This is a genomic window from Streptomyces sp. LN549 (genome assembly GCF_043203805.1).
Classification (GTDB): Bacteria; Actinomycetota; Actinomycetes; order Streptomycetales; family Streptomycetaceae; genus Streptomyces.
Map to the genome: position 1 here is coordinate 2,120,564 of NZ_JAZHRI010000002.1, position 24,140 is coordinate 2,144,703.

The window sequence follows — 24,140 nt, forward strand, 5'->3', positions numbered from 1 at the left end:
CACAGCCACCTAGGGCCGTTTTGTGTCGGTCTTGCAACACACCAGGTGCGGCAGGGTCAGGCCAGACCCGCCTCCCGCATCTGGCGCAACTCCTTCTTCAACTCCCCCACCTCGTCACGCAGTCGGGCCGCCACCTCGAACTGCAGGTCCGCGGCGGCCGCACGCATCCGGTCGGTCATCTCCTCGATGATCCCTGCGAGCTCGGTGGCCGGACGGTCCGTGACCACCGCCTTGTCCCCGCCGGCCTTCCCGGCCTTCCCCGCACCGGCCTTGATGCCCAGCGTGGGCACAGGCGCTTTGGTGCCCTTCGTCTGGCGGTAGCCGGTGCCGAGCAGCTGCTCGGTGTCGATCTCCTCGCGGGCGATCGTCGCGACGATGTCGTTGATCTTCTTGCGCAGCGGCTGCGGGTCGAGTCCGCGCTCGGTGTTGTACGCGATCTGCTTCTCACGGCGGCGGTTGGTCTCGTCGATGGCCTGCGCCATCGCCGGGGTGATCTTGTCCGCGTACATATGGACCTGTCCCGACACGTTGCGAGCCGCGCGTCCGACGGTCTGGATCAGCGAGGTGGCCGAGCGCAGGAAGCCCTGTTTGTCGGCATCGAGGATGGCCACGAGCGATACCTCGGGCAGGTCGAGACCCTCGCGCAGGAGGTTGATCCCGACCAGGACGTCGTACTCACCGGAGCGCAGCTCCCGCAGCAGCTCGATACGGCGCAGGGTGTCGACGTCACTGTGCAGATAGCGGACCTGGATGCCCAGCTCCAGGAAGTAGTCGGTGAGGTCCTCCGACATCTTCTTGGTGAGGGTGGTGACCAGGACCCGCTCGTCCTTCTCGGTGCGCTTGCGGATCTCGTGCACCAGGTCGTCGATCTGGCCCTCGGTGGGCTTGACGACGATCTCCGGGTCGACGAGTCCGGTCGGCCGGATGATCTGCTCCACGAAGCCGTCGCCCCGGGAGAGCTCGTACTTGCCCGGAGTGGCGGAGAGGTAGACGGTCTGGTTGATCCGTCCGAGGAACTCCTCCCACTTCAGCGGGCGGTTGTCCAGGGCGGAGGGCAGCCGGAAGCCGTGGTCGACGAGGGTCCGCTTCCGGGAGGCGTCGCCCTCGTACATCGCGCCGATCTGCGGCACGGTGACGTGCGACTCGTCCAGGACGAGGAGGAAGTCCTCGGGGAAGTAGTCGAGGAGGGTGTGCGGGGCGGTGCCGGGGTCGCGGTCGTCGAAGTGCATCGAGTAGTTCTCGACGCCGGAGCAGGTGCCGATCTGGCGGAGCATCTCGATGTCGTACGTCGTGCGCATGCGCAGCCGCTGGGCCTCCAGCATCTTGCCCTGCTTCTCCAGCTCGGCGAGGCGCTGCTCCAGCTCCTTCTCGATGCGGCCGACCGCCTTCTCCATGCGTTCGGGGCCCGCGACGTAGTGGCTGGCGGGGAAGACGTGGAGTGACCGGTCCTCGCTGATGATCTCGCCGGTGAGCGGGTGGAGCGTGGAGAGGGCCTCGATCTCGTCACCGAACATCTCGATGCGGACGGCGAGCTCCTCATAGACCGGGAAGATCTCGATGGTGTCGCCGCGGACCCGGAAGGTGCCCCGGGTGAACGCCAGGTCGTTGCGGGTGTACTGCATCTCGACGAAGCGGCGCAGCAGCTGGTCGCGGTCGAACTCGTCGCCCACCTTGAGCTGGACCATCCGGTCCACGTACTCCTGCGGGGTACCGAGGCCGTAGATGCAGGACACGGAGGCGACCACGACGACGTCCCGCCGCGTGAGCAGCGAATTCGTGGCGGAATGGCGCAGCCGCTCGACCTCCTCGTTGATCGAGGAGTCCTTCTCGATGTAGGTGTCCGACTGCGGGACGTACGCCTCGGGCTGGTAGTAGTCGTAGTACGAGACGAAGTACTCGACGGCGTTGTTCGGCAGGAGCTCGCGGAACTCGTTGGCCAGCTGGGCGGCGAGGGTCTTGTTCGGCGCCATCACCAGGGTGGGGCGCTGCAGCTTCTCGATCATCCAGGCGGTGGTCGCCGATTTACCGGTGCCGGTCGCGCCGAGGAGCACGACATCCTTCTCACCTGCCCGGACGCGCCGCTCCAGCTCGGCAATGGCCGCAGGCTGGTCGCCACTGGGCTGGTAGGGACTGACGACCTCGAAAGGCGCCACCGAACGTTCGATCTTCGAAACGGGCCGCATGCAACCACCGTACGACCCCCCACTGACAACGGGGCCGGGTCAGGGTCCGCGGCGGCCTGCGATCACCAGTCCTGGGGCTGCGCGGAGTCCTGGCGCTGCGAGTGGAACGACGCCGGGTCGGCGTGCGTACCGAACCGGGGCACCTGGCGCTGGACCTGGATTCCGGGGGTCCGGGCCCCGCGGATGACCGCGGGGTCGTTCCAGTCCGGGGTGCCCATGACCACCAGGGGGTCGAACATCACGACGACCGCGGCAAGCACCAGGAAGCAGGCCGGGCCGATCAGCATGGGGACGAGCAGCGCGGTCGCGCTGTCGCCGGTGCCCGCCGAGGCGCCGGTGAGGGCGGCTGGGTGGAGATGGACCCTGAGGGCGGCCATGCCGGTGTAGTGCATGCCACTCACCGCGACACCCATCACCACGCTGGCACCGAGGCTGGGCAGGAAGCCGTGGATGGAGACGGCGGCCCAGAGCGCGGCGGTCGATGCCACCACCGCGATGACGACGGAGAGCGACACGGTGATCGTGTCGTACTCGAACTGCCCATCAAGTCGCATACCGGCCATGCCGAGGTAGTGCATGGAGGCCACGCCGAGTCCGGTGATCGTTCCTCCCGTCACCAGCGCCATGCGGGTGGCGCCGCGGTACCCGACCAGGAAGATCCCGATACCGACCATGACGATCGCGACGGCGAGGCTGGCGAAGGTGATCGGCTTGTCGTAGCCGATCGGCACCTCCTCGACGGTGAAACCCGCCATCGCGATGAAGTGCATCGTCCAGATGCCGGAGCCTATGGAGGTCGCCCCCAGAGCCAGCCAGCCGGCCTTGAAGGAACGCTCGGTGCGCAGCGACCGGGTGGTGCAACGCAGGCCCAGGGCCGCGCCCAGACAGGCCATGAGGAAGGCGGCCACGGGAGTGACCGCCCCATAGCCGAAACCGTCGATTGTGCCCTGCATGCTCGTACGCCCTTCGCAGAAGCCCGGGTTCGGCTGACTTTAAGGCGCAAGGCCCGGCAAACAAACAGAAGAACTGCATTTTATCGACAGGGGTGGCGGCCCGTGACCTGGTCCTCGGGACGGGTTCACGTTGTGGCCGTGCTTCACCTGTCCTCCCGTTCGGCAACGGCCGGAACCCCCGGGCCGTCCGTAACTCTGACGCAAGGAGTCCACGTGTACGCAGGCACCGCAACCGCCTCCGTCGCTGCCGCCGCCCTCCTGGGCGCCGGCACGTTGCTGATGTCGAGTACGACCGCCGAAGCGCCGGGCACCGGCGCCGGCACGGCCGGCCGGCCCGCGGCGGTGGCCCACGCCGTCGCCGCAGGCTCCGCGACGGACGCCGGCACCGGCGTCCGGACCGTGAGCGACGTGTCCCGGGACCGGACGGGTGACCCGCTCGTCATCGCTCACCGGGGCGCGTCGGCGTACGCGCCCGAGAACACGCTGGCGGCGGTGGACAAGGCCGACGTCCTGGGCTTCGACTGGGTGGAGAACGACGTCCAGCTCACCCGGGACGGCGTACTGGTCGTCATCCACGACACCGGTCTGAAGCGGACCACGGACGCCGAGAAGGTCTTCCCCGACCGTGCGCCGTGGGCGGTCAAGGACTTCACGGCAGCCGAGATCGCCCGGCTGGACGCGGGCAGCTGGTTCGGTCCGGAGTACGCCGGGGCCCGTGTGCCCACGCTCCAGCAGTATCTGCACCGGATCGGGCGCAACCACCAGAACCTGCTCCTGGAGATCAAGAGCCCCGAGACCTACCCCGGGATCGAGCAGGCGACCCTGCGGGTCCTGAGCCAGGAGGGGTGGCTCGACCGCGAGCACGTCCGCAGCCGTCTGGTGATCCAGAGCTTCGGCGCCGACAGCGTGCGCAAGGTGCACGAGCAGAGCCCGGACGTCGTCACGGGCTTCCTCGGCACCCCGGCCGTCGCCGACCTTCCCTCGTACGCGGAGTTCACCGACCGGATCAACCCGGCGTACACCTCCATCTCGAGCGAGTACGTGGCAGCGGTGCACGCCCTGAAGGGCCCCCACGACAAGCGGCTCCAGCTCAATACCTGGACGGTCGACGACGCGGAGCACGCGCTCCAGGTGACCGGCTACGGCGTGGACGGCATCATCACCAACACCCCCGATGTGGTGCGGGAGGCCACTGGCTGACGGCTCGGGACCGCCAGGGATCCCTCCGGGGCGCCCGGGAACCGTCCGGGATCCCTCCGGGGCGCCCGGGGACCGTCCGGCACTGCTGGGGGAGCGTGGTGACGGCCGCCACCGTCCGTTGTCAGTGACCGGTCGTACGGTGGTTCCCATGAACAACAACGGGGTTGTCGAGTGGGCCGTCGTCGACAGCGACATCGGCCCGCTCATGCTGGCCGCGACCGATACCGGCCTGGTGACCGTGGTCTTCCACGCCCGGCCGGCGGTGCGGGACCGGGCGCTGGACCGGTTGGCCGCCCGGCTCGGCGCCGAGCCCGTCCAGGCGCCCGGCGCCGCACGGCTCGCCGAGCCGATACGCCAGCTCGCGGCGTACTTCGCGGGCACGCTGCGGGAGTTCTCGCTCGCCCTGGACTGGTCGCTCACGAGCGGCTTCAACCGCCAGGTTCTCCGCGAGCTGGCGACAGGCGTGCCGTACGGCGCGGTGGCCGGATACGGGGACCTCGCCGACCGGGTGGGGCAGCCCGGTGCGGCCCAGGCGGTCGGTGCCGCCATGGGGTCCAACCCGCTGCCCGTGGTGGTGCCCTGCCACCGGGTGGTGGAGAGCGACGGCGGGCTCGGAGGCTTCGGAGGCGGGCTGGAGACCAAGCGGCAGCTGCTGGCCCTGGAGGGTGTGCTGCCCCAGCCGTTGTTCTGACTCTCCCACCTGCACCGTCCGCGCCGTTTCGGGTGTACGCGACGGCTGGCACACTGCGTCGGTGACCAACACCCTCGACGCACCTGACACCCCCGGCGGACCGGGTCCCGCCGGCCAGGTCACCGCGGCCGACCTGCCCGGACTCCGGCGCAGGACGACCGGCGTGCTCATGGCCAGCCAGATACTCGGCGGCCTCGGCGTGCCCGTCGGCATCGCCCTGGCCCCGGTGCTGGCGACACGGGTCAGCGGCTCCGAGGCGCTGTCGGGACTCGCCCCCACCGCGTCGGTGACCGGCACGGCCCTGCTGTCGCTGCCGCTGGCCGCGCTGATGACCTCGCGTGGCCGGCGCCCCGGTCTCGTGCTGGCCTATCTGATCGGCGCTGTCGGTGCGGGTCTCGTGGTGCTGGCGACCGTGGTGGAGAGCTTCCCGCTGCTGCTGCTCGGCATGGCCGGGTTCGGTGCGGGGTCCTCGGCGAACCTCCAGGCCAGATTCGCCGCCGCCGACCTGGCCGAGCCCGACCGGCGCGGCAGGGCGATTTCGACCGTCATCTGGGCCACCACGATCGGTTCGGTGCTCGGGCCCAACATCGCGGCCCCGGCGGGGCGGGTCTTCCGGGGCACCGCTGTCCCGGAGACGGCCGGCCCGTTCGTCTGGGCGGCCGGCATCTTCGCGCTCGCCGCTCTCGTCGTGGCGGCGCTGCTGCGGCCCGACCCCCTCCTCACCGCGCGCGCCCTGGCCCCGCAGGAGAACCGGTCGCCCGGGGCCCGTTCGCTGCGGGCGGGCCTCGCGGCCGTGCGGGCCTCACCGATGGCCCGGCTCGCCCTGGTGACCGTCACCGTGTCGCACACAGCGATGGTTTCGATCATGGTGATGACGCCGGTCGATCTCGGCCACCATGGCGCGGACCTCCAGCTGATCGGCCTGGTGATCAGTGGCCATATCGCCGGGATGTACGCGTTCTCGCCGGTGATGGGCTGGCTGTCCGACCGCTTCGGCCGGCTCACCGTCATCGGGCTTGCGGTCGGGCTGCTCTCCTGCGCCGCGCTGCTGGCGGGCACCGCGGGCGCCTCTCACGGCAGGAGCGCGGCCGGCCTGTTCGTGCTCGGTCTCGGCTGGTCCGCGGGCCTGGTCGCGGGTTCGGCGCTGCTCACCGACTCCGTGCCGCAGGCCGCACGCGCGGCCGTACAGGGCCTGTCGGACCTGAGCATGAACGCGGCGGCGGGCATCGGCGGCGCAGCCGCCGGGGTGATCGTCTCCCAGGCCGGCTACGGCTGGCTCAACCTGGCCGGAGCCTGCTTGCTGCTTCTGATGGCGGTGCCGGCACTGCGCCGGACCGTCGCCCGCCGCGCCTCGGCCTGAGCCCGGGTTCCGGCGGCCGCGGCCGCCGGAACCGGCCCGGGCTCACCGGCTGCTCAGAGGCTGATGTGGTACGCCTTGCGCAGTGTCTCGTGCACGGTCCACGTCGTACGGTCTCCCTCGCGCAGCACACAGGCGTCGCCCGATCCGATCTCCAGCGTGGCGCCGCCCTCGACCTCCACGGTCGCGCGCCCGCTGATGACCACGAACAGTTCGTTGGCCTCGGTGTCCGTGACCACGCCGGGCGTGATCTGCCAGATCCCGCGCACCTGCTTGCCGTCAGCCGACTCCCACAGCACCTTGCCGGTGACCTCGGGTTCACCCGAGACGATCTGCTCGGGTTCGAGCGGTTCCGGTTCGAGCGCGGCGTCGGGAATGTGCACGACGAAAGAGGCAGGGGCTTGATCAAATGTGGTCATGGCCGGTCACCTTAGCCACCGCCTCCGGACGCCTCGCCACCAGGACGGGCTGAAAGAAGTCCGACTCGTCGGGCTCGTGCCACACGGGCTCCCGCAGCCCGGCCCGCGCCGTGATGTTGACGATCTGTGCCTGGGACAGCGACCAGTAAGAGGTGCGCCTCGTACGCACGCCCCAGCGCTCCCCCTCCTCTCCTTCCTCCTCGGCGTTCGCCGACGCGTCGGGCAGCAGCTGGAAGTGCTCCAGGTCCTCGCGCTCGCCCTCCGGTTTCCAGTGCCACAGCTGGAAGGTGACCACCCGGCCACCGGCCCCTTCCCTGACCTGTGGGGGCGTGGACACCGGCCGTTCGCGGCGCAGCCGGTCGTACGGCCGGGTGGACAGCGGCAGCACCCCCGGGCCGCAGCACCCTTCGCATCTCGCCGAGCGCGGCCAGCACCGCCTTCGGGGTGAGCAGATGCGGCTGGGAGTCGTCGGCGCACACGACGACGTCGAACGAGCCGTCGCGGAACGGCAGCTTCGTCATGTCGGCGGTCGTGACGCGCAGCCTCAGCCCTCGCGAGGCCGCCCCCGGGAGCGCCGCCGCCCTGGACCGCCTCACCGATCAGCGCGGAGAGCGCTGCTGCCTGCCGTGCGATGCTCGCATCCCGGTCCGCGTACATGAGGTCGTAGTCCGCGGCCAGGTCGTCGTAGAAAAGCCGAACCGTGGGCGTCGAGCGATCGGTCGAAGGGTGCATGGCCCGACGTCGACGCGGAGCGAAGCGACTTCCAGCCGCCCGGACTGCACACGTTTGAGGGCGGCCCGTCCGCGACAGGGATGTGGACATGTCACTGACTGAGCCGTTCGACGCCCTCCCCTACGCACCCGTTCTCTCCGCGGAGGTACGGGACGCCCTCGCCGCGCACCGGCCCGTCGTCGCCCTGGAGTCGACGATCATCGCCCACGGCCTGCCCCGCCCCCGCAATCTGCGGGTCGCCGAGGAGCTGGAGGCGATCGTACGGGCGGCCGGTGCCGTACCCGCCACGGTCGCCGTGCTGGACGGCAGCGCCCGGGTCGGCCTGGACAAGGTCCAGTTGGAGCGGGTGGCCGAGGACCCGGCGATGCGCAAGCTGGGGCACCGGGACCTCGCACCCGCACTGGCGACGGGTGCGAGCGGGGCGACGACGGTCTCGGCGACCGCGTTCCTCGCCGCGCGGGCGGGCCTGCGCGTCTTCGCGACCGGGGGGCTCGGGGGTGTGCACCGGGGCTGGACCGAGACACAGGACGAGTCCGCGGACCTGCGGCTGCTGGCACGGACGGACATCACCGTGGTCTGCGCGGGAGTGAAGTCGATCCTGGACGTGCCCGCCACGCTGCAGCGTCTGGAGACGCTCGGGGTCGGGGTGCTCGGATACGGCACCGACCGGTTCCCCGGCTTCTATCTGAGCAGTTCGGGTGAGCCGGTCGACTGGACCGTGCGGTCGCCCGAGGAGGTCGCCGAGGTGATGGGGGCGCAGGACGCGCTCGGTGGCCCGGCGGCGGCACTGATCGTGGCCAACCCCGTACCGCAGGACGAGCAGCTGGATCCTGTCCTGCACGACCGGGTGCTGGCGGAGGCGCTGGACGCGTGCCGGGAGCGCGGCATCGCCGGGCAGGCCGTCACGCCGTATCTGCTCGACCATCTGATGCGGGGTACCGACGGGGCTTCACTGGAGGCCAACCTGGCGGCCGTCCGCGGCAATGTGGCGCTCGCCGCACGGATCGCCACCGCCTGGGCCGCCCGGTGACCGGCGGACTTCTCGTCGTCGGGGACGTGGTCACGGACGTGGTCGCGCGGCATGGTTCGGCACTGGTCCACGGCACGGACACGGCGGCCAGGATCCGGACCCGGGCAGGCGGCGCGGGGGCCAATACGGCTTGCTGGGCGGTGCGTTCGGGCTGCCGGGATGTGCGACTGGTGGCCCGCGTGGGCGCCGACTCCGCGGACTGGCACCGGGACCTGCTGCGGCGCGCGGGGGTACGGGGGCTGCTGACCGTGGACGACGGGGCACCGACGGGCACCGTCGTCGCGCTGGTCGACCCGTCCGCCGAGCGCACCTTCCTCACCGACAGCGGGGCGGTGCTGCGGCTCTCCCCCGACGACTGGTCGCCGTCGATGCTCGACGGCATCGCCCACCTCCATCTGTCCGGCTACCTCCTGTTCGCGGCGACCAGCCGCGAAACCGCCCTGCTCGCGCTGCGGGAGGCCGGGCGGCGGAACATCCCGGTGAGCATCGACCCGGCTTCGGCCGGGTTCCTCGCCGAACTGGGCGTCGACCGGTTCCTTGCCCTGACCGAGGGGGCGGATCTCCTGCTGCCCAATGCGGACGAGGCCAGACTGCTGACCGGGCTCCCCGAACCGGCGGACGCGGCAGCAAAGTTGAGCCTGCTGGTCCGTCAGGTCGCCGTCACCCTGGGCGAGGGCGGCGTCCTGCTGGCCACTGCGGGGACGGTGACCGCCCGCGTTGCGGCCCCACCGGTCCCCGCGGCCGTGGATTCCACCGGGGCCGGTGACGCGTTCACCGGGGGCTTCCTGGCAGCCCGGCTGGCGGGCGCCGATGACAGGTCGGCTGCGGCGGCCGGGTGCCGCGCGGGGGCGGAGGCCGTCATGACCGTGGGCGGGCGGCCGCTTCTGCCCGCCGAGTGAGCACGGCCGCACTCCGGGCCTGCCCACACCTGTTCACCCCTGCCCGCCGAGTGAGCACGGCCGCACTCCGGACCTGGCCGGCCCTGTCCACCGCTTCCCCCGAGCAGGAACCGGGCGCCTCACGGACTACCCGTCCTGCCGCAGCCCGGTCCAGGCGGGATGGTGGGGATCGTCGGCTCTGACTACCGCGTCCGCGCTCCCCGTGGGCGCCACCTCGTCCTCGTACCGGGCGAAAGCGGGCAGGGTCCACTGCTCTTCCTCCTGCGTACGCCGCCTCAGCGCACCCGCCGACAGCCGCAGGTGGACGCTGAGGTCGAACGGGAACCAGTGCCCCAGCAACAACGGCCCGTGCAGAACCAGCACTCCGCCTTCCGGCAGGTGCCGGTACGGGCTCCGCGTGGCCCGGTCGGTCACCGGGTCCCACAGATCGGGCAGCACCCGCCCGCTTCCGCCCGGCTCCAGCGGACCGAACACCTCACGCCACAGGGCCCCGGTGTCGAACCAGCTGCCGTAGTACGAGTCGGGGTCCCGCCTGCCGTACTCGTACCGCAGACTGGCCGGCCGCAGGAACCCCGCGGTGGACACCGGGAGTACCGCCCGGCCGCGCAGCCGCAGCCCTTGGGCGACCGCCTCGGCCAGCTCGCCGGTACGGGCGGCCGGGGCGCCGTCGACGGCGATCTTGAGCCAGGGCCCTCCGTCGGCCGGCTTCAGTACGTCGGCGTGCGCGGCAAGCTCGTCCGCCAGCCTTTCCCAGGTGATCGCTTCGAATCGCACGCGTCCATCATGGCCTTCCCCGCACCCCGGACCCTCGGTCGCCTTCACACGTCCCAGGGTGCGGCGCTCCCCCGTTGCCGAAAATCTGCGGCCTTCGCCGGTTCCCCCCGCTACGGTCCTGCCCATGGATCTCGCATTCGCCCGCACGTTCGCCGCCGAGTGGCAGGCCGCCTGGAACTCCCACGACCTGGAACGCGTCCTGGCGCACTATCACGAGGACGTGACGTTCAGCTCCCCCATGATCGCGCAGTTCACCGGCGACGCCTCCGGCACGGTCCGGGGCAAGGGGGAGCTGCGCGCGTACTGGGCCCGGGGCCTGGAGCTCATCCCCGACCTCGAGTTCGAGGTGATGGACGTGCGGGCGAGCGTCGACACGCTGGTGATCGACTACCGCAATCAGATCGGGGGCCGGGTCTACGAGGTGCTGACCTTCCGCGACGGCCTGGTCAGCGCCGGCCTCGGCGCGTACGGGGAGACACTCGCCCGCTGACGGTCGGCGCCCGGTGGCTCGGTGGCCGGCCGGGGCGCCAGAGGGCGGGTGCCGCGCATCACTTCTTCTTGCCGCAGTCCACCGCATCGGCGTCGTCGGAGAGTTCACTGCCCTCGGGCAGCAGATAGGTCACCCAGAGGACCACGGGCTCGGTGCCCAGATTGCGTCCGATGTGGCGGTGCTTCGCTCCGGAGGGCTCGATGAAGGACGTGCCCGCAGGGGTCACCTCGACCGAGCAGTCGTCCAGGGTGCGGGTCAGTGTCCCGGACTTGACGACGGCGATCAGCTGACCGCGGTGCGTGTGCCAGCCGGTGGAACCGCCGGGCTCGACGGTGATCGTCCGGAAGGTGACGTCGGTGCGCCCCTTCGGCGTCTTCACCTTCAGCTTGCCCACGGAGGTGCCTTCCGCGACCACGGTGCCGCTCACACCACTGCCGGGGGTGGCGACAGCCGCCGCCGGTACGAAGCCGAGCGCGGCCACACAGCCGCCGACGACGAGCGCCTTACCCAACCGCTGCGGCTGATTCTGCCGCCCTTGCCGTTCCCGCCAGTCCTGCCGTTCCCGCTGGTCCTGCCGTTCCCGCTGGTCCTGCCGGTCCTGCTGTCTGCCAGTTCTCACGGGCAACTCCTCTGCATCGGTGTCCCGGACATCCCAAATGCCCCGACGCTACCCAGAAGTCGACCGATCGAATCACGCCACCGCACGCCCCTCACACACCGCGCAGCTCCACGGCCAGCGGCCCGTCGCCGGTCACCTCGATCCGCCCGTCCTTCACGGCCTCGGCGAAGGTCAGCTCGCCGCGCCCCAGCGTGAGACAGAGCTCGGAATCGAGGGCGATGCGCGCATCGGCGCTCGCGGCGGGCCCGTCCCCGTAGACCGGTTCACCCGCTGCCGGCTCCCCCGTACGGACATGGAACTCGCCCTCGTCGAGGCGCACATCGACCACCCCGCCGGCGGCCGCTCCCCCGAAGCCGTCCAGGGCGCGCAGCAGTGGAAGGGCGAACCAGTGCGCCCGGACCGCGTCCGTGGGCCGCCGCTCCACCAGTGCGGGCGCCCCCCACTCGGCGAGCGCCGCGAGGACGGGCAGCAGTCCCTGTCCGCGCTCGGTGAGTTCGTACACCGAGGCGGCGGCGGGCGGGGGCAGCTTGCGGCGGGTGACCAGCCCGCCCTGCTCCATGTCCTTGAGCCGGGAGGCCAGGACGTCCGTGCTGACTCCGGGCAGGTCGGCATGCAGATCGGTGTACCGGCGGGGACCGGCCAGCAGTTCACGGACGATCAGCAGGCTCCACCGGTCACCGACCGCGTCCAGAGCCCTGGCACTGGCGCAGAACTGGTCGTAACTCCGGCGGCGGACCGGGCGGGTTGCGGGCTGTTGCTGACGTGGCATGCGACGCAGTCTAGACATGTTGTTGGACTTTCCAAGCCCAAGCTTGGTAAAACCAAGTATCGCAATCGGGTCGGGGAGGCAGCACCGCATGGAATTCCGCCAGTCCAGCAAGCTCAACGAGGTCTGTTACGAGATCCGGGGCCCGGTCATCGAGCACGCCAACGCCCTTGAGGAGGCTGGCCACAGCGTGCTCCGCCTCAACACGGGAAACCCGGCACTGTTCGGGTTCGAGGCGCCCGAGGAGATCGTCCAGGACATGATCCGGATGCTCCCGCAGGCCCACGGCTACACGGACTCGCGCGGCATCCTGTCCGCCCGCCGGGCCGTCGCGCAGCGCTATCAGGCGATGGGGCTGACGGAGGTCGGCGTCGACGACATCTTCCTCGGCAACGGTGTCTCCGAGCTGATCTCGATGGCGGTGCAGGGGCTGCTGGAGGACGGCGACGAGGTGCTCGTCCCGTCCCCCGACTATCCGCTGTGGACCGCGGTGACGACGCTGGCCGGCGGGAAGGCCGTGCACTACGTGTGCGACGAGGCCTCGGACTGGAACCCGGACCTCGCCGACATGGCCTCGAAGATCACCGACCGCACCCGGGCCGTCGTGATCATCAACCCGAACAATCCGACCGGCGCCGTCTACCCGCGCGAGATCCTCGAAGGCATCCTCGACCTGGCCCGCAGGCACGGCCTGATGGTGTTCGCCGACGAGATCTACGACCAGATCCTGTACGACGACGCCGAGCACCACAGCGTGGCGGTCCTCGCCCCCGACCTGGTCTGCCTCACCTTCAGCGGGCTCTCGAAGACGTACCGCGTGGCCGGGTTCCGCTCGGGCTGGATGGTGGTGTCGGGCCCCAAGCAGCACGCCCGCAGCTATCTGGAGGGGCTGACCATGCTCGCCTCCATGCGCCTGTGCCCCAACGCCCCGGCGCAGTACGCGATCCAGGCCGCCCTCGGTGGCCGCCAGTCGATCCGGGAGCTCGTGGTGCCCGGGGGCAGGCTGTACGAGCAGCGCAACCGCGCCTGGGAGAAGCTGAACGAGATCCCCGGGGTGTCCTGCGTGAAGCCGAAGGGCGCGCTGTACGCCTTCCCGCGCATCGACCCGAAGGTGCATCCGATCGTCGACGACGAGAAGTTCGTCCTGGACCTGCTGCTGCGGGAGAAGATCCAGGTCGTGCAGGGAACGGGTTTCAACTGGCCGCGGCCCGACCACTTCCGGATCCTGACCCTCCCGTACGCTGACGATCTTGACGCGGCGATCAGCCGCATCGGCCGCTTCCTGGCGGGATACCGGCAGTGACCGGACACCGGAGATGAACGGAGACCGATCGTGAGCTGCCCCACCTGCCGGGTCCCCGTGCACACCCAGTTCGCCTCGTTCGAGCTCGTCGGGCCGATCGTCGAGGGCGGGCTGGACCCGGCCTCCGACCCCGCCTGGGCGGACTCGGGCGCGAAGTCGCCCGCGGAGTACGCCCGCTGGGCAGGCCATCTGTGCGGTATGACCTGCCTGCGCATGGCGCTCGGCGCCGACGCCCCGTCGCTGTTCGCGCTACGGGACGGAGCGCTGGCGTACGGCGCGTACACCGAGGACGGCGACGGCGAGATCCGGGGACTGGTCTACGCCCCGTTCGCCACGTACGTACGCGAGAAGCACGGCCTGGACGCCACGGTCCACCGTCATCTCGCGCCGGCGGAGATCCTGGACCTGCTGGACGAGGGCCGGTCCGTCATGGCGTCGGTGCACTACGCGATCCGCCACCCGCGGCGGCCCGCACCGGGACGCGGTGGACATCTGGTGCTCCTGACGTCCCGTACGTCCGACGGGACGGGCGTCCACTTCCACAACCCGTCCGGCACGACGGCCGAGACCCGGGCGGCGGAGCTGCCGCTGGCAGACTTCGAGCGCTTCTTCGCGGGCCGCGGGGTGTCGTTGCGCGCGGCGGGGTGACGCGCGGGGCCCGGAACGGGAGCGGGCCCGGGGACGTAGCCGGCCCCCGAGCCCTGTGATTGCCGCCTGTACGGCACGCCGACACTTTTAAAGGTCCCGTGTCAGTCTGATGTCGCCGCGTCCTGCCTTTAGACGACCGCGGATCGAAGCTCCGCGGGCCGGAGTCGAACCGGCATCTCGACGCGCACGGGCACGGGCCCGGTCGATTCGGCGATAGGCGGCGCATGCTGAGTCTGGAGCAAGAGTCTGAGATTGATCGCGGCCTGCCTCTGCCATTTGGGCTACCCCGGCCCGTATCCGTACGGGAGGTGCGGAAGTGCCGGGGGGAGGACTCGAACCTCCACTTGAACCGCGTCGTCACGACAAACTTCAGTGTCAGCTTTGCGCTCCTCGCGCACCCCGGCCGCGTCGACCGCCGCCGGGGATTCCATGGTCGGTCACCTCATCCGAAGAGGTAACCGAAGACCGCATCACCCACCCGCTGGTCCGTGACGTCCACGCCGTTGGCCTCCTCGCGGGCGAACTTGACGGCCTGCTGGAGCTTCTCCACCCGGTCGAGCAGTTCGTTGATCCGCCGCGCGGGCAGCGCCCCGGAGAACTTCACGGTCGTCCAGTAACCGATCGGGATGTCCTCGTAGTACACCTCGACCTGCGCCGGGTGCTTGTCGGTGGCCTCCGCCTTCACGTGGTTGCGGGGCACCTTCTTCGTCCGCAGGGTCCTCACCGGCTCGGTCTTCCAGGAGTCCGTCGACGGATCCTGGGCCCACGCCTCGGAGGCGTCGAGCACCGGGAGCTTGCGGACGAAGGTGTTGATGTCCGTGAGCTGCTTCTCCAGGAAGAGGAGATACGACACCGGCACCTCGCTCACCAGGACGCGTCCGTCGACCGAGACGTCTGCGCGGGCCGCGCAGTTCGCCCAGTCCTTCGTGGCGGTCACGTCGAAGAGGCGGGTGAGGGTCGCCGCGGTCTCCCGCAGCACGTCCTCGGCCTTGATCTGCACCAGGGTCGACTCGGGCGGCAACTGCTCACCCTCCTCGTCCTTCGGCTGGTACGTCCGGGAGATCCCGGCCAGCAGTCCGGCCTTCTGGAGGCCGTGATGCGCCGCCGTCAGGTCCTGGTGAGCCTTGGACTTGACGCCCTTCTCCACTGCGATGATCTGATTGAGTTTCGCCACGTCCAGGAAACTAGCAACAGCAACACGGGCCGCACCAGCGGTTTTTGCCACCCTGCGGTGCGCCCGGCGCGCCTGATGTGTCCGCGTGCGCCCGCCCGTTCGGGTGGTTTCCGTACGACGCCCATGTTCCGCCACCGGCCGGCGGGAGCGGCTTGCCACAGTGAGCCCCGCGCGTCCCGCGTCTCTCCCCCGCACCTGGAACGAAGGGCCTCCCCATGTCTCGCCTTCCCCGCTTCACCGGCGCGAAGAACCCGGCCGCCCCGGGTTCCTTCGACGTACGTCACCGCCCGCGGCGCCGTGCCGCGCTCGCCGCGGCCACGGCCGGCCTCGCGGTCCTGGCCGTGGGCACACCCGTCGCGTACGCCACGCTGGGCACCGGCTCCCCCGCGGACCCGCGGCCGGCGACGGCGGCCGCCGCACGGGGCAAGGACTACGTCGAGACGCGGCTGTTCTTCGGCACCGAACGCCCGGACGGCGGACCGGATGTGACCGACCGGCAGTTTCTGGACTTCATCGACGCGGAAGTCACTCCGCGCTTCCCGAACGGGCTGACGATCCAGGACGGCCGAGGGCAGTGGCGGGACTCCAACGGGGTGATCGAGCGGGAGCGCAGCTACGAACTGACCCTGCTCTACCCGGCGTCCGAGGCCCGGGTGCGCGATCCGCAGATCGAGCGCATCCGCAACGCCTACGAGAAGACGTACGCCCAGGACTCGGTGGCACGGCTGGAGGAGCGCACGACGGCCGACTTCTGAGCCGGGCGCGGGGCGCCTGGGGTGCGCACCCGGCCGGTCGTACGGGCCGTGGATGCGGGCACTGTTGCGGAGCGAGCCGGTTCCGCCACGGTTCCGCCTCCGCGGCCGCCGACACCGTACTGCCCGCCCGACGCAGGTTCTGAGCCGTCGGATACTGTTCCGCGGCCGGGTGCCGGGGCACCGGACGTCGACCAGCAGGGAGCAAGCCAGATGGGCACGCCCGTACGTCACTTCACCGCGACGACCGAGCAGGGTCAGGTCTTCACGGTCAACATCGAGCGGGACTTCCGGTACGACCCGTACCGCGACTTCCTCGTCTGTACGCACTGCGACTGGTCGCCGTCGCTCCTGACGACCAGGCGGCTCATCGACATGGCCGGTGAGCACCTGGCGTCCGCCCACGGAGCCGGCCGGGGGCTGACGCAGCAGGACAACGAGTCGTTCCGCAAAGCGCGGCTCATCATGCTGCCTGTCGTCGCCGTACTGCTGATCGGTCTGCTGATCTTCCTGAACAACTGACGGCACGGCAGCACCGGCTCCGGCACCGGCCGGCCTGTTCAGCCGCCGCTGAGCTCCAGGAGCGCCCGCACCGGGTCGGGGTCCGGGGCGGCCCGGGGCCACCACTCGTCCTCGCCGGGGTCGGACTCGTAGCCGTACCACCGGCCGTCGTGGCCGAAGCGGAGCTGGAGTGCGCCGCCGGGGTGAGTGAGGTGGTTGCGCCACGGCTGGAAGCGGGGGAAGCCGGCCGCCGCGAGGGCCGGACGGGCGCGGTCGAACGGGCCGGCCGGTGGGTCCCAGGGTGTCTCCAGGACGGCGAGCCCCTCGGCTCCGCCCTGACGCCAGGCGGCCACGGCCCGGGCCAGGTCGGTGGTGTTGCGGCCGGTGGCGGATGCCAGTTCGCGGTAGAGGGCGCGGGTGGTGGCGGTGAGTCCGGCCGTGGGGCGGGCGGCTGCCAGCCGGACCGCGTCCTGCCAGGCGGTGAGCCCGGCCAGCGGGTCGGCGCCGGTGGTCAGCAGCGCGTGGGCGCGGGCGGCCGCGTCGGTGGCGAGCTGGTCGAGGGCGAGCGGGTCCCGGGCGCCGGGGAACTCCGGGTACGAGGGCGGCCGGCCCGGATGCGGCTCCACCCGGAACGGGGCGGGCAGCGGCGGCAGGAAGCGGTCGGCGAGCGCATCCCTCGCCGGTACGGACGGGGCGGCGGGCGCCGCGGGCCGCTCGTGCGCGGAGTGTGCGGCGTTGCGCCGGCCCAGGTCCTCCAGGAGTTCGCGCTCGCCCCGGCCGCGCAGCAGCAGGAGGACGAACGGGTCGGCGTCCAGGAGGCGGCCCATCTGGTAGCAGAGCGCCGCCACGTGCTTGCACGGCCAGCCGCGGTCCGGGCAGGAACAGCCGGGGTCGAGGTCGTCCGCCGCGGGGAGCAGGGTGACGCCGGCAGCGGCGGCCGTGTCGGCGAGGGAGTGCGGCATCTCCTTGGCGAGCAGGGTGGCGAGATGGCCGGGGCGGGCGGCGACCGCGTCGAGGAAGGTGTCCCAGTCGGGGTCGGTGAGCGTGCGCAGTCTGAGCTCCGCACGGTAGGGGCGGGGGCGACTGCCGTGCACATAGGCGACGACCTGACCCGGGGTGACGGTGATCGCGGCGACGTTCCCGCTGTCCGCGTACGCGCGTCCGCGGGCGAGCCTGGGCCCGTCCATCGACAGGTCCTCCAGCGCCGCCACCCAGGCCCGGCCCCACCAGCTGTCCGCGAACGGTTCGTCGCCGTCGGACGTGCGTGCCGGCACGGCCTCGAAGGTCCTCCGCAGGTCGTCGGGGCCCGGCCGGGACCGGGCGACGGGCCGCGAACCGAGGCGGTCGGCGGCCGACGGCCCGGAGGCGGGGCGGGGGCGGGGGCTCATGACGGCCTCCGGAGCGAGACGAGGTCGGCCAGGTCACGGTCGCTGAGCTCGGTCAGCGCGGTCTCGCCGGTGCCGAGCACGGCGTCGGCCAGCGCCCGCTTGGCCAGCAGCATCTCTCCGATCCGGTCCTCGACCGTGCCCTCCGCGATCAGCCGGTGCACCTGGACCGGCTGGGTCTGCCCGATGCGGTAGGCGCGGTCCGTGGCCTGCTCCTCGACGGCCGGGTTCCACCAGCGGTCGTAGTGGATGACATGAGCGGCCCGGGTGAGGTTGAGCCCGGTGCCGGCGGCCTTGAGGGAGAGCAGGAAGACCGGCACCTCTCCTGACTGGAAGCGGTCCACCATCCGTTCCCGCTCGGGCACCGGCGTACCGCCGTGCAGGAGCTGGGAGGGGATCGCGCGCGAGGTGAGATGCGCGGAGAGCAGCCGGGCCATCGTCACGTACTGGGTGAAGATGAGCACCGAGCCGTCCTCGGCGAGGATCGTGTCGAGGAGTTCGTCGAGCAGGGCGAGCTTCCCCGACCGGCCGGTGAGCCGGGTGGGTTCCTCCTTCAGATACTGCGCCGGGTGGTTGCAGATCTGCTTGAGCGAGGCCAGCAGCTTCATGATCAGGCCGCGCCGGGCGATGCCCTCCGAGGCCTCGATGTACGCCATGGTCTCGCGCACGGTGGCCTCGTAGAGCGTGGCCTGTTCGCGGGTGAGGAAGACCGGGTGGTCGGTCTCCGTCTTGGGCGGCAGCTCGGGGGCGATGCCGGGGTCCGACTTCTTGCGGCGCAGCAGGAAGGGCCGGACCAGCCGGGAGAGCCGCTCCACCGCTTCGTCGTTGGCGATGCCCGCGGCCGTGCCGGTGTTCTCCACGATGCGGGCGTGGCGGGCCCGGAACGCCTTGAGGGGGCCGAGCAGTCCGGGGGTGGTCCAGTCGAGCAGCGCCCAGAGCTCGGAGAGGTTGTTCTCGACGGGGGTGCCGGTCAGGGCGACCCGGGCCGGGGACGGGATGGTGCGCAGCGCCTTCGCCGTGGAGGAGTGCGGGTTCTTCACGTGCTGTGCCTCGTCGGCGACGACCAGTCCCCAGCTGTGGGCGGCCAGTTCGGCCGCGCTGGAGCGCATCGTTCCGTATGTGGTGAGGACGAAGCCACCGTCGGGCTCGGCGAGGGTGCGGTCGGTGCCGTGGAACCGCCGGACGGGGACGCCGGGCGCGAAGCGGTTGATCTCCCGGTGCCAGTTGCCCAGCAGCGAGGCGGGGCAGATCACCAGCGTGGGCGCGGGGTGGGCACGGTGCAGATGGAGGGCGATGAGGGTGATCGTCTTGCCGAGGCCCATGTCGTCGGCGAGGCAGCCGCCGAGGCCCAGCGACGTCATCCGGTCCAGCCAGGCCAGACCGCGCAGCTGGTAGTCGCGGAGGGTGGCATCGAGGCCGGGCGGCGGCGCGATGAGGGTGTCGTCATCGACGATACGGGCGCGCAGCGCTGCCAGCGCTCCGACCGGCACCGCCTCGACCTGCTCGCCGTCCACCTCTGCGCTGCCGGTCAGGGCGACGGCGAGCGCGTCCACCGGGTCGAGGAGCCCCAGCTCCCGCTTGCGTGCCTTGCGTACGAGAGCGGGGTCGACCACGACCCACTGGTCGCGCAGCCGCACCACGGGCCGGTGCGCCTCGGCGAGCACGTCCATCTCTGCCTCGGTCAGCTTCTGGTCCCCCAGCGAGAGCTGCCAGTTGAACGCGAAGAGCTGTTCGGCGTCGAAGAAGGAGGTGCCGTCGGTGGCCGAGCCGGGGGCCGGCCGTACGACCGCCTCGGCGGTGAGGGAACGGGCCAGCTCCCGGGGCCAGTGCACGCTCACCCCGGCTGCCGACAGCCGTGCCCCACCGGCGCCCAGCAGCTCGTACAACTCGTCCTCGGTGAGGGCCAGTACGTCGGGGACGGGCTGATCCAGCAGCCGTTCCAGCGGTGCCCAGACGCGGGCGGCGCGGCGCAGGGCGAGCACCGCGTCGATGCGGGAACGCGGGCCGAAGGGCTCGCCCGCCGTGCCGTTCCACAGAGCGGCCGCGTCGACGACGTAGGTGGGGTCGGCGAGGCTGTGCACCTGGGTGATGGCGGCGCCTGCATGCCGCGCGGCGGCCGGTGTGCGGCCGTCGGTCGCGTCGTCGGCCGTACCGGCCCTGTCATCGGCGCCGGTCGTGTCGAAGAGCTCGTACGCGGACAGGTCCAGGCGCAGCGACACCCGTACGCCCGCGTCCAGCCCGGCCGCGACCTCCACCGCCCACTCCCGGGCGCCGGGCAGGTGCCTGGCCTCCCGGGCCGCGAACGGGGCCCCCATGGCGAAGGCGGCCGCGGGGGTCCGGGGCAGGGTGTCGGCCACCGCGTCGAGGAAGGAACCGATGAGCGGTTCGGGATCGGGGACCTGGAGGGGCGTGCGGTCCGGGTAGGGGGTCGCGTAACCCTCGGCGGGCATGGCCGCGGCGACGGCACGCAGGTGGGCGATGTCCGCGGCGTCACGCGGTCCGGCCCGCCAGGCGTCGTGGTCGTCGGCGGTCAGTCCGGGAAGCATCCGGCCGCGGGACACCAGGTGGAGCGCGTGCAGGGTGGCGGCACCCCAGCAGCGGGTGGCGGGGTGGGCGGACCTCAGGTGGCGGGCACGGGCCAGCAGGGGCACGGCCTCGGCCACCGGAAGCAGCAGGGCCGGCACGGTGGCCCGGCGGACGTCCCCCTGCTCGGCGTGGCGCCGGACGACCGTGATCTCGGAGGTCCGCACGCCCGGGCCGTCCGACTCGGCGGGCCCGGCAGGGCCCGCGGCGCCGGGCCCCCACAGGTCGCCCGGCTCGGGCAGCGGGTGCCCTTCCGGGTCCCAGAACGCGATACGCCCCTCGCGCGGGAGCGCGGCGGGCAGGAAGACCGCGGCACAGCGCAGCAGGCGGCCGACGGCCGCGTCGTGCGGCGGCGGTGCGATACCCACCGGCCCCTCCCCTTCCCGTCCGGGCCCCGCTCATGAGCCCATGTGTCCTCGCGTCCCCGGTCCTCCCTGCCTGGTCAGCCCGGGAGTACGGAAACCCTCTGACTCGCGAGTCTAGGCGGGGGGACTGACAACGGACCGGCCGCCGCCGTGCCCGCACCTCGTACGGGGTCGGGCAGCGACCGGAGTAGCGAGACCGGGCCGGTGCCTTGCAGACGGCCGGCCCGGCCCCATGGGAACGGGCGGGCCGGTGCCGGGCAGCGGCCGGGTGAGGGGCGGTCGGCCGCTGCCCGGCACGTGACCGGGTCAGTGCCTGGCGAGTGGCTTCGAGCCGGTGGGACGGGGCCTCTCGGAGGCCGAGGCCGACTTCGTCGGCGTAGCGGGACGCGGACGCCCAGGGCCCGATACCGGTGGCGCGGAGGGGGCGGGCGCCGACGGCTCGGCCGGCCGGGGCGCGGCAGGCTCCGCCGACCTGCCCGCCGCCTCCGGTCCACGGTCTCCAGGGTGCTCGTCCCGTGCACGGTCCACGGACTGCGGCACCGGCTGGGCGGGCTGCTGCTGCGGCTGCGCGGGCTGCTGCTGCGGCGCCGGCTGCTGGGCCCGTTCCAGGAAGCGGAGCAGCTCCACCGGGAACGGCAGCACCAGGGTGGAGTTCTTCTCCGCCGCCACCGCCACCACGGTCTGCAGCAGCCTCAGCTGCAATGCGGCGGGCTGGGCGGACATCTCCGATGCCGCCTCGGCCAGCTTCTTGGACGCCTGGAGTTCCGCGTCCGCGTTGATGACCCGGGCGCGCCGCTCACGGTCGGCCTCCGCCTGGCGGGCCATGGAGCGCTTCATCGTCTCCGGCAGCGAGACGTCCTTGATCTCGACCCGGTCGATCTGCACGCCCCATCCGACCGCGGGGCTGTCGATCATCAGCTCCAGGCCCTGGTTGAGCTTCTCCCTGTTGGAGAGCAGATCGTCCAGATCGCTCTTGCCGATGATCGAACGCAACGACGTCTGCGCCATCTGCGAGACGGCGAACCGGTAGTCCTCCACCTCGACGACCGCGCTCGCCGCGTCGACCACCTTGAAGTAGATCACCGCGTCGACGCGCACGGTGACGTTGTCCCGGGTGATCCCGTCCTGTGCCGGCACGGGCATGGTCACTATCTGCATGTTGACCTTGCGCAACCGCTCGACGCCCGGCAGCACCATGGTGAATCCGGGCCCGCGCACATCGTTACGGAGCCGGCCGAGCCTGAGCACCACGCCCCGTTCGTACTGCTTGACGACCCGGGCGGCCGCCACCGTGTACACAGCACCCGCCGATACTGCCGCAACCGCTGCGATCAAGAGCTCCTGGACCATGACGGCCCCCTGCCATCCGGAAGAACCGGAACATCTACCTCACGCCGCAATCAGCGCTATTACCACGTTATGCCCCCTTTGGGCAACGGGCGAACCTCTGCCCGCCCTCCCGTCCCCCGCCCGGCCGCTTACCGGATGCCGCGCCCGCCGTGAGCGGGCAGGGTGACCAGCGTCAGCACGTCCCTCCGTGGCGTACGGGGGTGACGTGGCGGAGTGCGTACGGATGAGCCGGACGAGACAGACGAGGACCCGCCCATGCCCGTGATCGACCATCGACGCCGCCGTCTCGGCATCGCCGCCGGGACCGCGCTCCTGACCCTCACCGTCGCAGGCTGTTCGGGCCTCGGCCGGACCGCTGTCGGACCGGTCATCTACACCACCGAACGGGACGCCGTGGTCGAGGTGAACAGTCCCTCCGTGAAGGGATGCCACCGGCTGGCACCCGCGGGTGCCAAGGAAGTCACCAACGAAACCCTGATCGACATCATCCTGTACCGCACACGGAACTGCACCGGCCCGGGCACGACGTACCTCGCAACCACACTGTCCGACGTCAACGCGCCCAGCGCGCTGCCCTGGCGCAGCTTCAGCACCGTCCACTGACCCACCGAAACCGCCGGTGCTGACACGCACCGGCGGTCCCGGCCTCAACGGGTGCACCGCCGCACCGGCGTCACCTTCACGCACCGCCTTCACGCACCGCGGCGGACCAGCGCGATCAGTGCCGCCGTTCCGGCCCGGCGGTCCCGGGCGATCAGGACCATCACCACGATGAGCGCTGCGGGCATGACCGCGTTCGGCGGGTCCAGCAGTGTCAGCTGGACGATCGACGCCCCTGCCAGCAATCCGCAGAAGGCGATGGCCGCCACCCCGGCGAGGACCGGGACCAGCAGGGCGATCGCCCCCGCCGTCTCCAGCCCGCCGATGGCGTACATCGCACCGTGGCTCCAGCCCATCCGGCCGAAGGACTCGATGGCGGACTCATGGGCGATCAGCTTGGCGATCCCGCTGAAGCCCAGGAAGAGGGCGAGTGCGTACCGCGCCACAGTCAGCGCGACGGCACCCCGGCCACGGCGGCCGGCGGCGGAAGCGGAAGCGGCCGGCATGGATGCGGCCGTCGTGATCTCGGACATGGCGGTCTCCTCGGGGAAGCGGTGCGCGGTGTCGCTCACACAAGGTCAGACCGGCTCCCCGCCGACAACTCATCGCTCCGCCGCCCGCGGATTCGCCCTGCCGCCCGGTTACTTGGCCACGGCCCGCACCCAGACGCCGTCGTCCGTGAGATAGCGGTCCACGCGCAGTCCGGCCGCCTCCAGATGGCCCTCGAACTGTTCCTTCGACAGCGGACGCGCGAGAAACGTCTGCGACCACCGCGCATCCTCGAAGTCGTACTCGGCGCGCACCGAACGCACCCCGTCCCCCACCGGCTCCGAGGAGACGATCCGGATCGTGTACCCGGCCGGATGGACGCGCTCGCGCGGCAGTTCCGTGTGGTAACCCTCTCCCTCTCGCTGGATGAGTACCACTCCGCCGTCGCGCACGTATCTCCGGCAGGTCCGCAGCAGCCCGTCCCGCACCCGGTGGTCGCCCGCATGCACCAGGAAGGACGCCAGCATGACCACGTCGAAGGTCTCGTCACCGAGGTCCAGGGACTCGATGGGGCTCTGCACCGTACGCGCGCCGCGCACGCGCTCCAGCATCTGCGCCGACTCGTCCACCGCCGTGACGTCGAAGCCGCGGTCGACCAGCGGGTGCGTCACCCGGCCCGCCCCGCAGCCCAGTTCGAGAATGCCCGATCCGGCGGGGACGGACGCGGCGATGACGTCCGGTTCGTCACCGACGGCGAGGCGGGTGTACAGCTCGACAGCGCAACCGTCCGGCGTGATCGCGCCGGGACCCGTCCCTGAATAACCCTCACGTACCACTCGTCCGCTCATATCCGGCCGAACGAACGGTCGGCACCTGC

Annotated in this window: 24 protein-coding genes, 1 tRNA gene and 1 pseudogene; 11 read left to right on the forward strand and 15 right to left on the reverse strand. The window is 71.5% G+C overall.

The genetic code is table 11. From position 1 onward, the window contains the following. Nucleotides 1–56 precede the first annotated feature (56 nt). Together uvrB and SH922_RS09335 are read right to left on the reverse strand one after the other, a co-directional pair. Nucleotides 57–2,183: an excinuclease ABC subunit UvrB gene (gene uvrB / locus SH922_RS09330; RefSeq protein WP_393056837.1), complete on the reverse strand. Its 2,127-nt coding sequence runs from the start codon at nucleotides 2,181–2,183 to the stop codon at nucleotides 57–59. 62 nt (nucleotides 2,184–2,245) lie between these two features. Continuing rightward, nucleotides 2,246–3,136, reverse strand: coding sequence for an MHYT domain-containing protein (locus SH922_RS09335; protein WP_393056839.1), 891 nt, complete (start codon nucleotides 3,134–3,136; stop codon nucleotides 2,246–2,248). Between the two features lie 213 nt (nucleotides 3,137–3,349). Here SH922_RS09335 and SH922_RS09340 point away from each other — a divergent pair, with 213 nt between their 5' ends. From SH922_RS09340 to SH922_RS09350, 3 genes are all read left to right on the forward strand, one after another. Next, nucleotides 3,350–4,336 (forward strand): glycerophosphodiester phosphodiesterase, encoded by a 987-nt coding sequence (locus tag SH922_RS09340; RefSeq protein WP_393056841.1) that lies wholly within the window; start codon nucleotides 3,350–3,352, stop codon nucleotides 4,334–4,336. A gap of 148 nt (nucleotides 4,337–4,484) precedes the next feature. Beyond that, a complete protein-coding gene (locus tag SH922_RS09345; RefSeq protein ID WP_393056843.1) occupies nucleotides 4,485–5,027 on the forward strand; it encodes a methylated-DNA--[protein]-cysteine S-methyltransferase in 543 nt (180 codons plus the stop codon). A 61-nt stretch (nucleotides 5,028–5,088) separates the two neighbouring features. After that, entirely contained in the window at nucleotides 5,089–6,387 is a 1,299-nt protein-coding gene (locus tag SH922_RS09350) for an MFS transporter (protein ID WP_393056845.1), read from the forward strand. A gap of 53 nt (nucleotides 6,388–6,440) precedes the next feature. Here the strand turns inward: SH922_RS09350 and SH922_RS09355 are convergent, their stop codons facing one another. The 3 genes and pseudogenes from SH922_RS09355 to SH922_RS09365 form a co-directional block, all read right to left on the reverse strand. After that, nucleotides 6,441–6,803 carry a cupin domain-containing protein gene (locus SH922_RS09355; protein WP_393056847.1) on the reverse strand — a complete coding sequence of 121 codons (363 nt, stop codon included), beginning with the start codon at nucleotides 6,801–6,803 and terminating at the stop codon, nucleotides 6,441–6,443. Next, nucleotides 6,790–7,191 (reverse strand): hypothetical protein, encoded by a 402-nt coding sequence (locus SH922_RS09360; protein ID WP_393063835.1) that lies wholly within the window; start codon nucleotides 7,189–7,191, stop codon nucleotides 6,790–6,792. Before SH922_RS09360 ends, SH922_RS09355 begins: the two co-directional genes overlap by 14 nt. A 49-nt stretch (nucleotides 7,192–7,240) precedes the next feature. After that, nucleotides 7,241–7,324, reverse strand: a pseudogene (locus SH922_RS09365) (class I SAM-dependent methyltransferase); the annotation flags it as partial. Between the two features lie 299 nt (nucleotides 7,325–7,623). On the opposite strand from SH922_RS09365, the gene SH922_RS09370 reads away from it, so the two are divergent. Together SH922_RS09370 and SH922_RS09375 are read left to right on the forward strand one after the other, a co-directional pair. Continuing rightward, on the forward strand, nucleotides 7,624–8,565 hold the full coding sequence (locus SH922_RS09370) for a pseudouridine-5'-phosphate glycosidase (protein ID WP_393056849.1): 942 nt from the start codon (nucleotides 7,624–7,626) through the stop codon (nucleotides 8,563–8,565). Continuing rightward, nucleotides 8,562–9,464, forward strand: a complete 903-nt coding sequence (locus SH922_RS09375; protein WP_393056851.1) for a carbohydrate kinase family protein — start codon at nucleotides 8,562–8,564, stop codon at nucleotides 9,462–9,464. The genes SH922_RS09370 and SH922_RS09375 overlap by 4 nt, the downstream gene beginning before the upstream one ends. Nucleotides 9,465–9,590: 126 nt before the next feature. Here the strand turns inward: SH922_RS09375 and SH922_RS09380 are convergent, their stop codons facing one another. Continuing rightward, nucleotides 9,591–10,238, reverse strand: coding sequence for a uridine kinase (locus SH922_RS09380; protein WP_393056853.1), 648 nt, complete (start codon nucleotides 10,236–10,238; stop codon nucleotides 9,591–9,593). Between the two features lie 124 nt (nucleotides 10,239–10,362). Here SH922_RS09380 and SH922_RS09385 point away from each other — a divergent pair, with 124 nt between their 5' ends. Beyond that, nucleotides 10,363–10,728, forward strand: a complete 366-nt coding sequence (locus tag SH922_RS09385; RefSeq protein WP_393056855.1) for a nuclear transport factor 2 family protein — start codon at nucleotides 10,363–10,365, stop codon at nucleotides 10,726–10,728. A gap of 58 nt (nucleotides 10,729–10,786) precedes the next feature. Here the strand turns inward: SH922_RS09385 and SH922_RS09390 are convergent, their stop codons facing one another. Together SH922_RS09390 and SH922_RS09395 are read right to left on the reverse strand one after the other, a co-directional pair. Beyond that, entirely contained in the window at nucleotides 10,787–11,239 is a 453-nt protein-coding gene (locus tag SH922_RS09390; RefSeq protein WP_393063504.1) for a cupin domain-containing protein, read from the reverse strand. Nucleotides 11,240–11,438: 199 nt separating this feature from the next. After that, nucleotides 11,439–12,116, reverse strand: coding sequence for a winged helix-turn-helix transcriptional regulator (locus SH922_RS09395; RefSeq protein ID WP_393056857.1), 678 nt, complete (start codon nucleotides 12,114–12,116; stop codon nucleotides 11,439–11,441). Nucleotides 12,117–12,204: 88 nt separating this feature from the next. Here SH922_RS09395 and SH922_RS09400 point away from each other — a divergent pair, with 88 nt between their 5' ends. Together SH922_RS09400 and SH922_RS09405 are read left to right on the forward strand one after the other, a co-directional pair. Continuing rightward, nucleotides 12,205–13,416: a pyridoxal phosphate-dependent aminotransferase gene (locus tag SH922_RS09400; RefSeq protein WP_393056860.1), complete on the forward strand. Its 1,212-nt coding sequence runs from the start codon at nucleotides 12,205–12,207 to the stop codon at nucleotides 13,414–13,416. Between the two features lie 30 nt (nucleotides 13,417–13,446). Further along, nucleotides 13,447–14,064 (forward strand): peptidase, encoded by a 618-nt coding sequence (locus tag SH922_RS09405; protein WP_393056862.1) that lies wholly within the window; start codon nucleotides 13,447–13,449, stop codon nucleotides 14,062–14,064. 317 nt (nucleotides 14,065–14,381) lie between these two features. On the opposite strand, the gene SH922_RS09410 is transcribed toward SH922_RS09405, so the two are convergent. Both SH922_RS09410 and SH922_RS09415 read right to left on the reverse strand, forming a co-directional pair. Next, nucleotides 14,382–14,468: transfer RNA gene (locus tag SH922_RS09410), tRNA-OTHER, on the reverse strand. A gap of 38 nt (nucleotides 14,469–14,506) precedes the next feature. Beyond that, nucleotides 14,507–15,238: a hypothetical protein gene (locus tag SH922_RS09415; protein WP_393056864.1), complete on the reverse strand. Its 732-nt coding sequence runs from the start codon at nucleotides 15,236–15,238 to the stop codon at nucleotides 14,507–14,509. A gap of 215 nt (nucleotides 15,239–15,453) precedes the next feature. Here SH922_RS09415 and SH922_RS09420 point away from each other — a divergent pair, with 215 nt between their 5' ends. Together SH922_RS09420 and SH922_RS09425 are read left to right on the forward strand one after the other, a co-directional pair. Continuing rightward, nucleotides 15,454–15,993, forward strand: coding sequence for a DUF3574 domain-containing protein (locus SH922_RS09420; RefSeq protein ID WP_393056866.1), 540 nt, complete (start codon nucleotides 15,454–15,456; stop codon nucleotides 15,991–15,993). 210 nt (nucleotides 15,994–16,203) lie between these two features. Beyond that, nucleotides 16,204–16,512, forward strand: a complete 309-nt coding sequence (locus tag SH922_RS09425; protein ID WP_393056868.1) for a hypothetical protein — start codon at nucleotides 16,204–16,206, stop codon at nucleotides 16,510–16,512. Between the two features lie 38 nt (nucleotides 16,513–16,550). On the opposite strand, the gene SH922_RS09430 is transcribed toward SH922_RS09425, so the two are convergent. The 3 genes from SH922_RS09430 to SH922_RS09440 form a co-directional block, all read right to left on the reverse strand. Then, nucleotides 16,551–17,879 carry an SWIM zinc finger family protein gene (locus SH922_RS09430; protein ID WP_393056870.1) on the reverse strand — a complete coding sequence of 443 codons (1,329 nt, stop codon included), beginning with the start codon at nucleotides 17,877–17,879 and terminating at the stop codon, nucleotides 16,551–16,553. Continuing rightward, a complete protein-coding gene (locus tag SH922_RS09435; protein ID WP_393056872.1) occupies nucleotides 17,876–20,827 on the reverse strand; it encodes a DEAD/DEAH box helicase in 2,952 nt (983 codons plus the stop codon). The genes SH922_RS09430 and SH922_RS09435 overlap by 4 nt, the downstream gene beginning before the upstream one ends. 303 nt (nucleotides 20,828–21,130) lie before the next feature. After that, entirely contained in the window at nucleotides 21,131–22,174 is a 1,044-nt protein-coding gene (locus SH922_RS09440; protein ID WP_393056874.1) for a slipin family protein, read from the reverse strand. Nucleotides 22,175–22,429: 255 nt separating this feature from the next. On the opposite strand from SH922_RS09440, the gene SH922_RS09445 reads away from it, so the two are divergent. Further along, entirely contained in the window at nucleotides 22,430–22,777 is a 348-nt protein-coding gene (locus tag SH922_RS09445; protein ID WP_393056876.1) for a hypothetical protein, read from the forward strand. Between the two features lie 89 nt (nucleotides 22,778–22,866). Here SH922_RS09445 and SH922_RS09450 read toward each other — a convergent pair whose 3' ends face one another. Both SH922_RS09450 and SH922_RS09455 read right to left on the reverse strand, forming a co-directional pair. Then, on the reverse strand, nucleotides 22,867–23,307 hold the full coding sequence (locus SH922_RS09450) for a DoxX family protein (RefSeq protein ID WP_393056878.1): 441 nt from the start codon (nucleotides 23,305–23,307) through the stop codon (nucleotides 22,867–22,869). A gap of 108 nt (nucleotides 23,308–23,415) precedes the next feature. After that, nucleotides 23,416–24,111, reverse strand: a complete 696-nt coding sequence (locus SH922_RS09455; RefSeq protein WP_393056881.1) for a class I SAM-dependent methyltransferase — start codon at nucleotides 24,109–24,111, stop codon at nucleotides 23,416–23,418. Nucleotides 24,112–24,140: the final 29 nt, after the last annotated feature.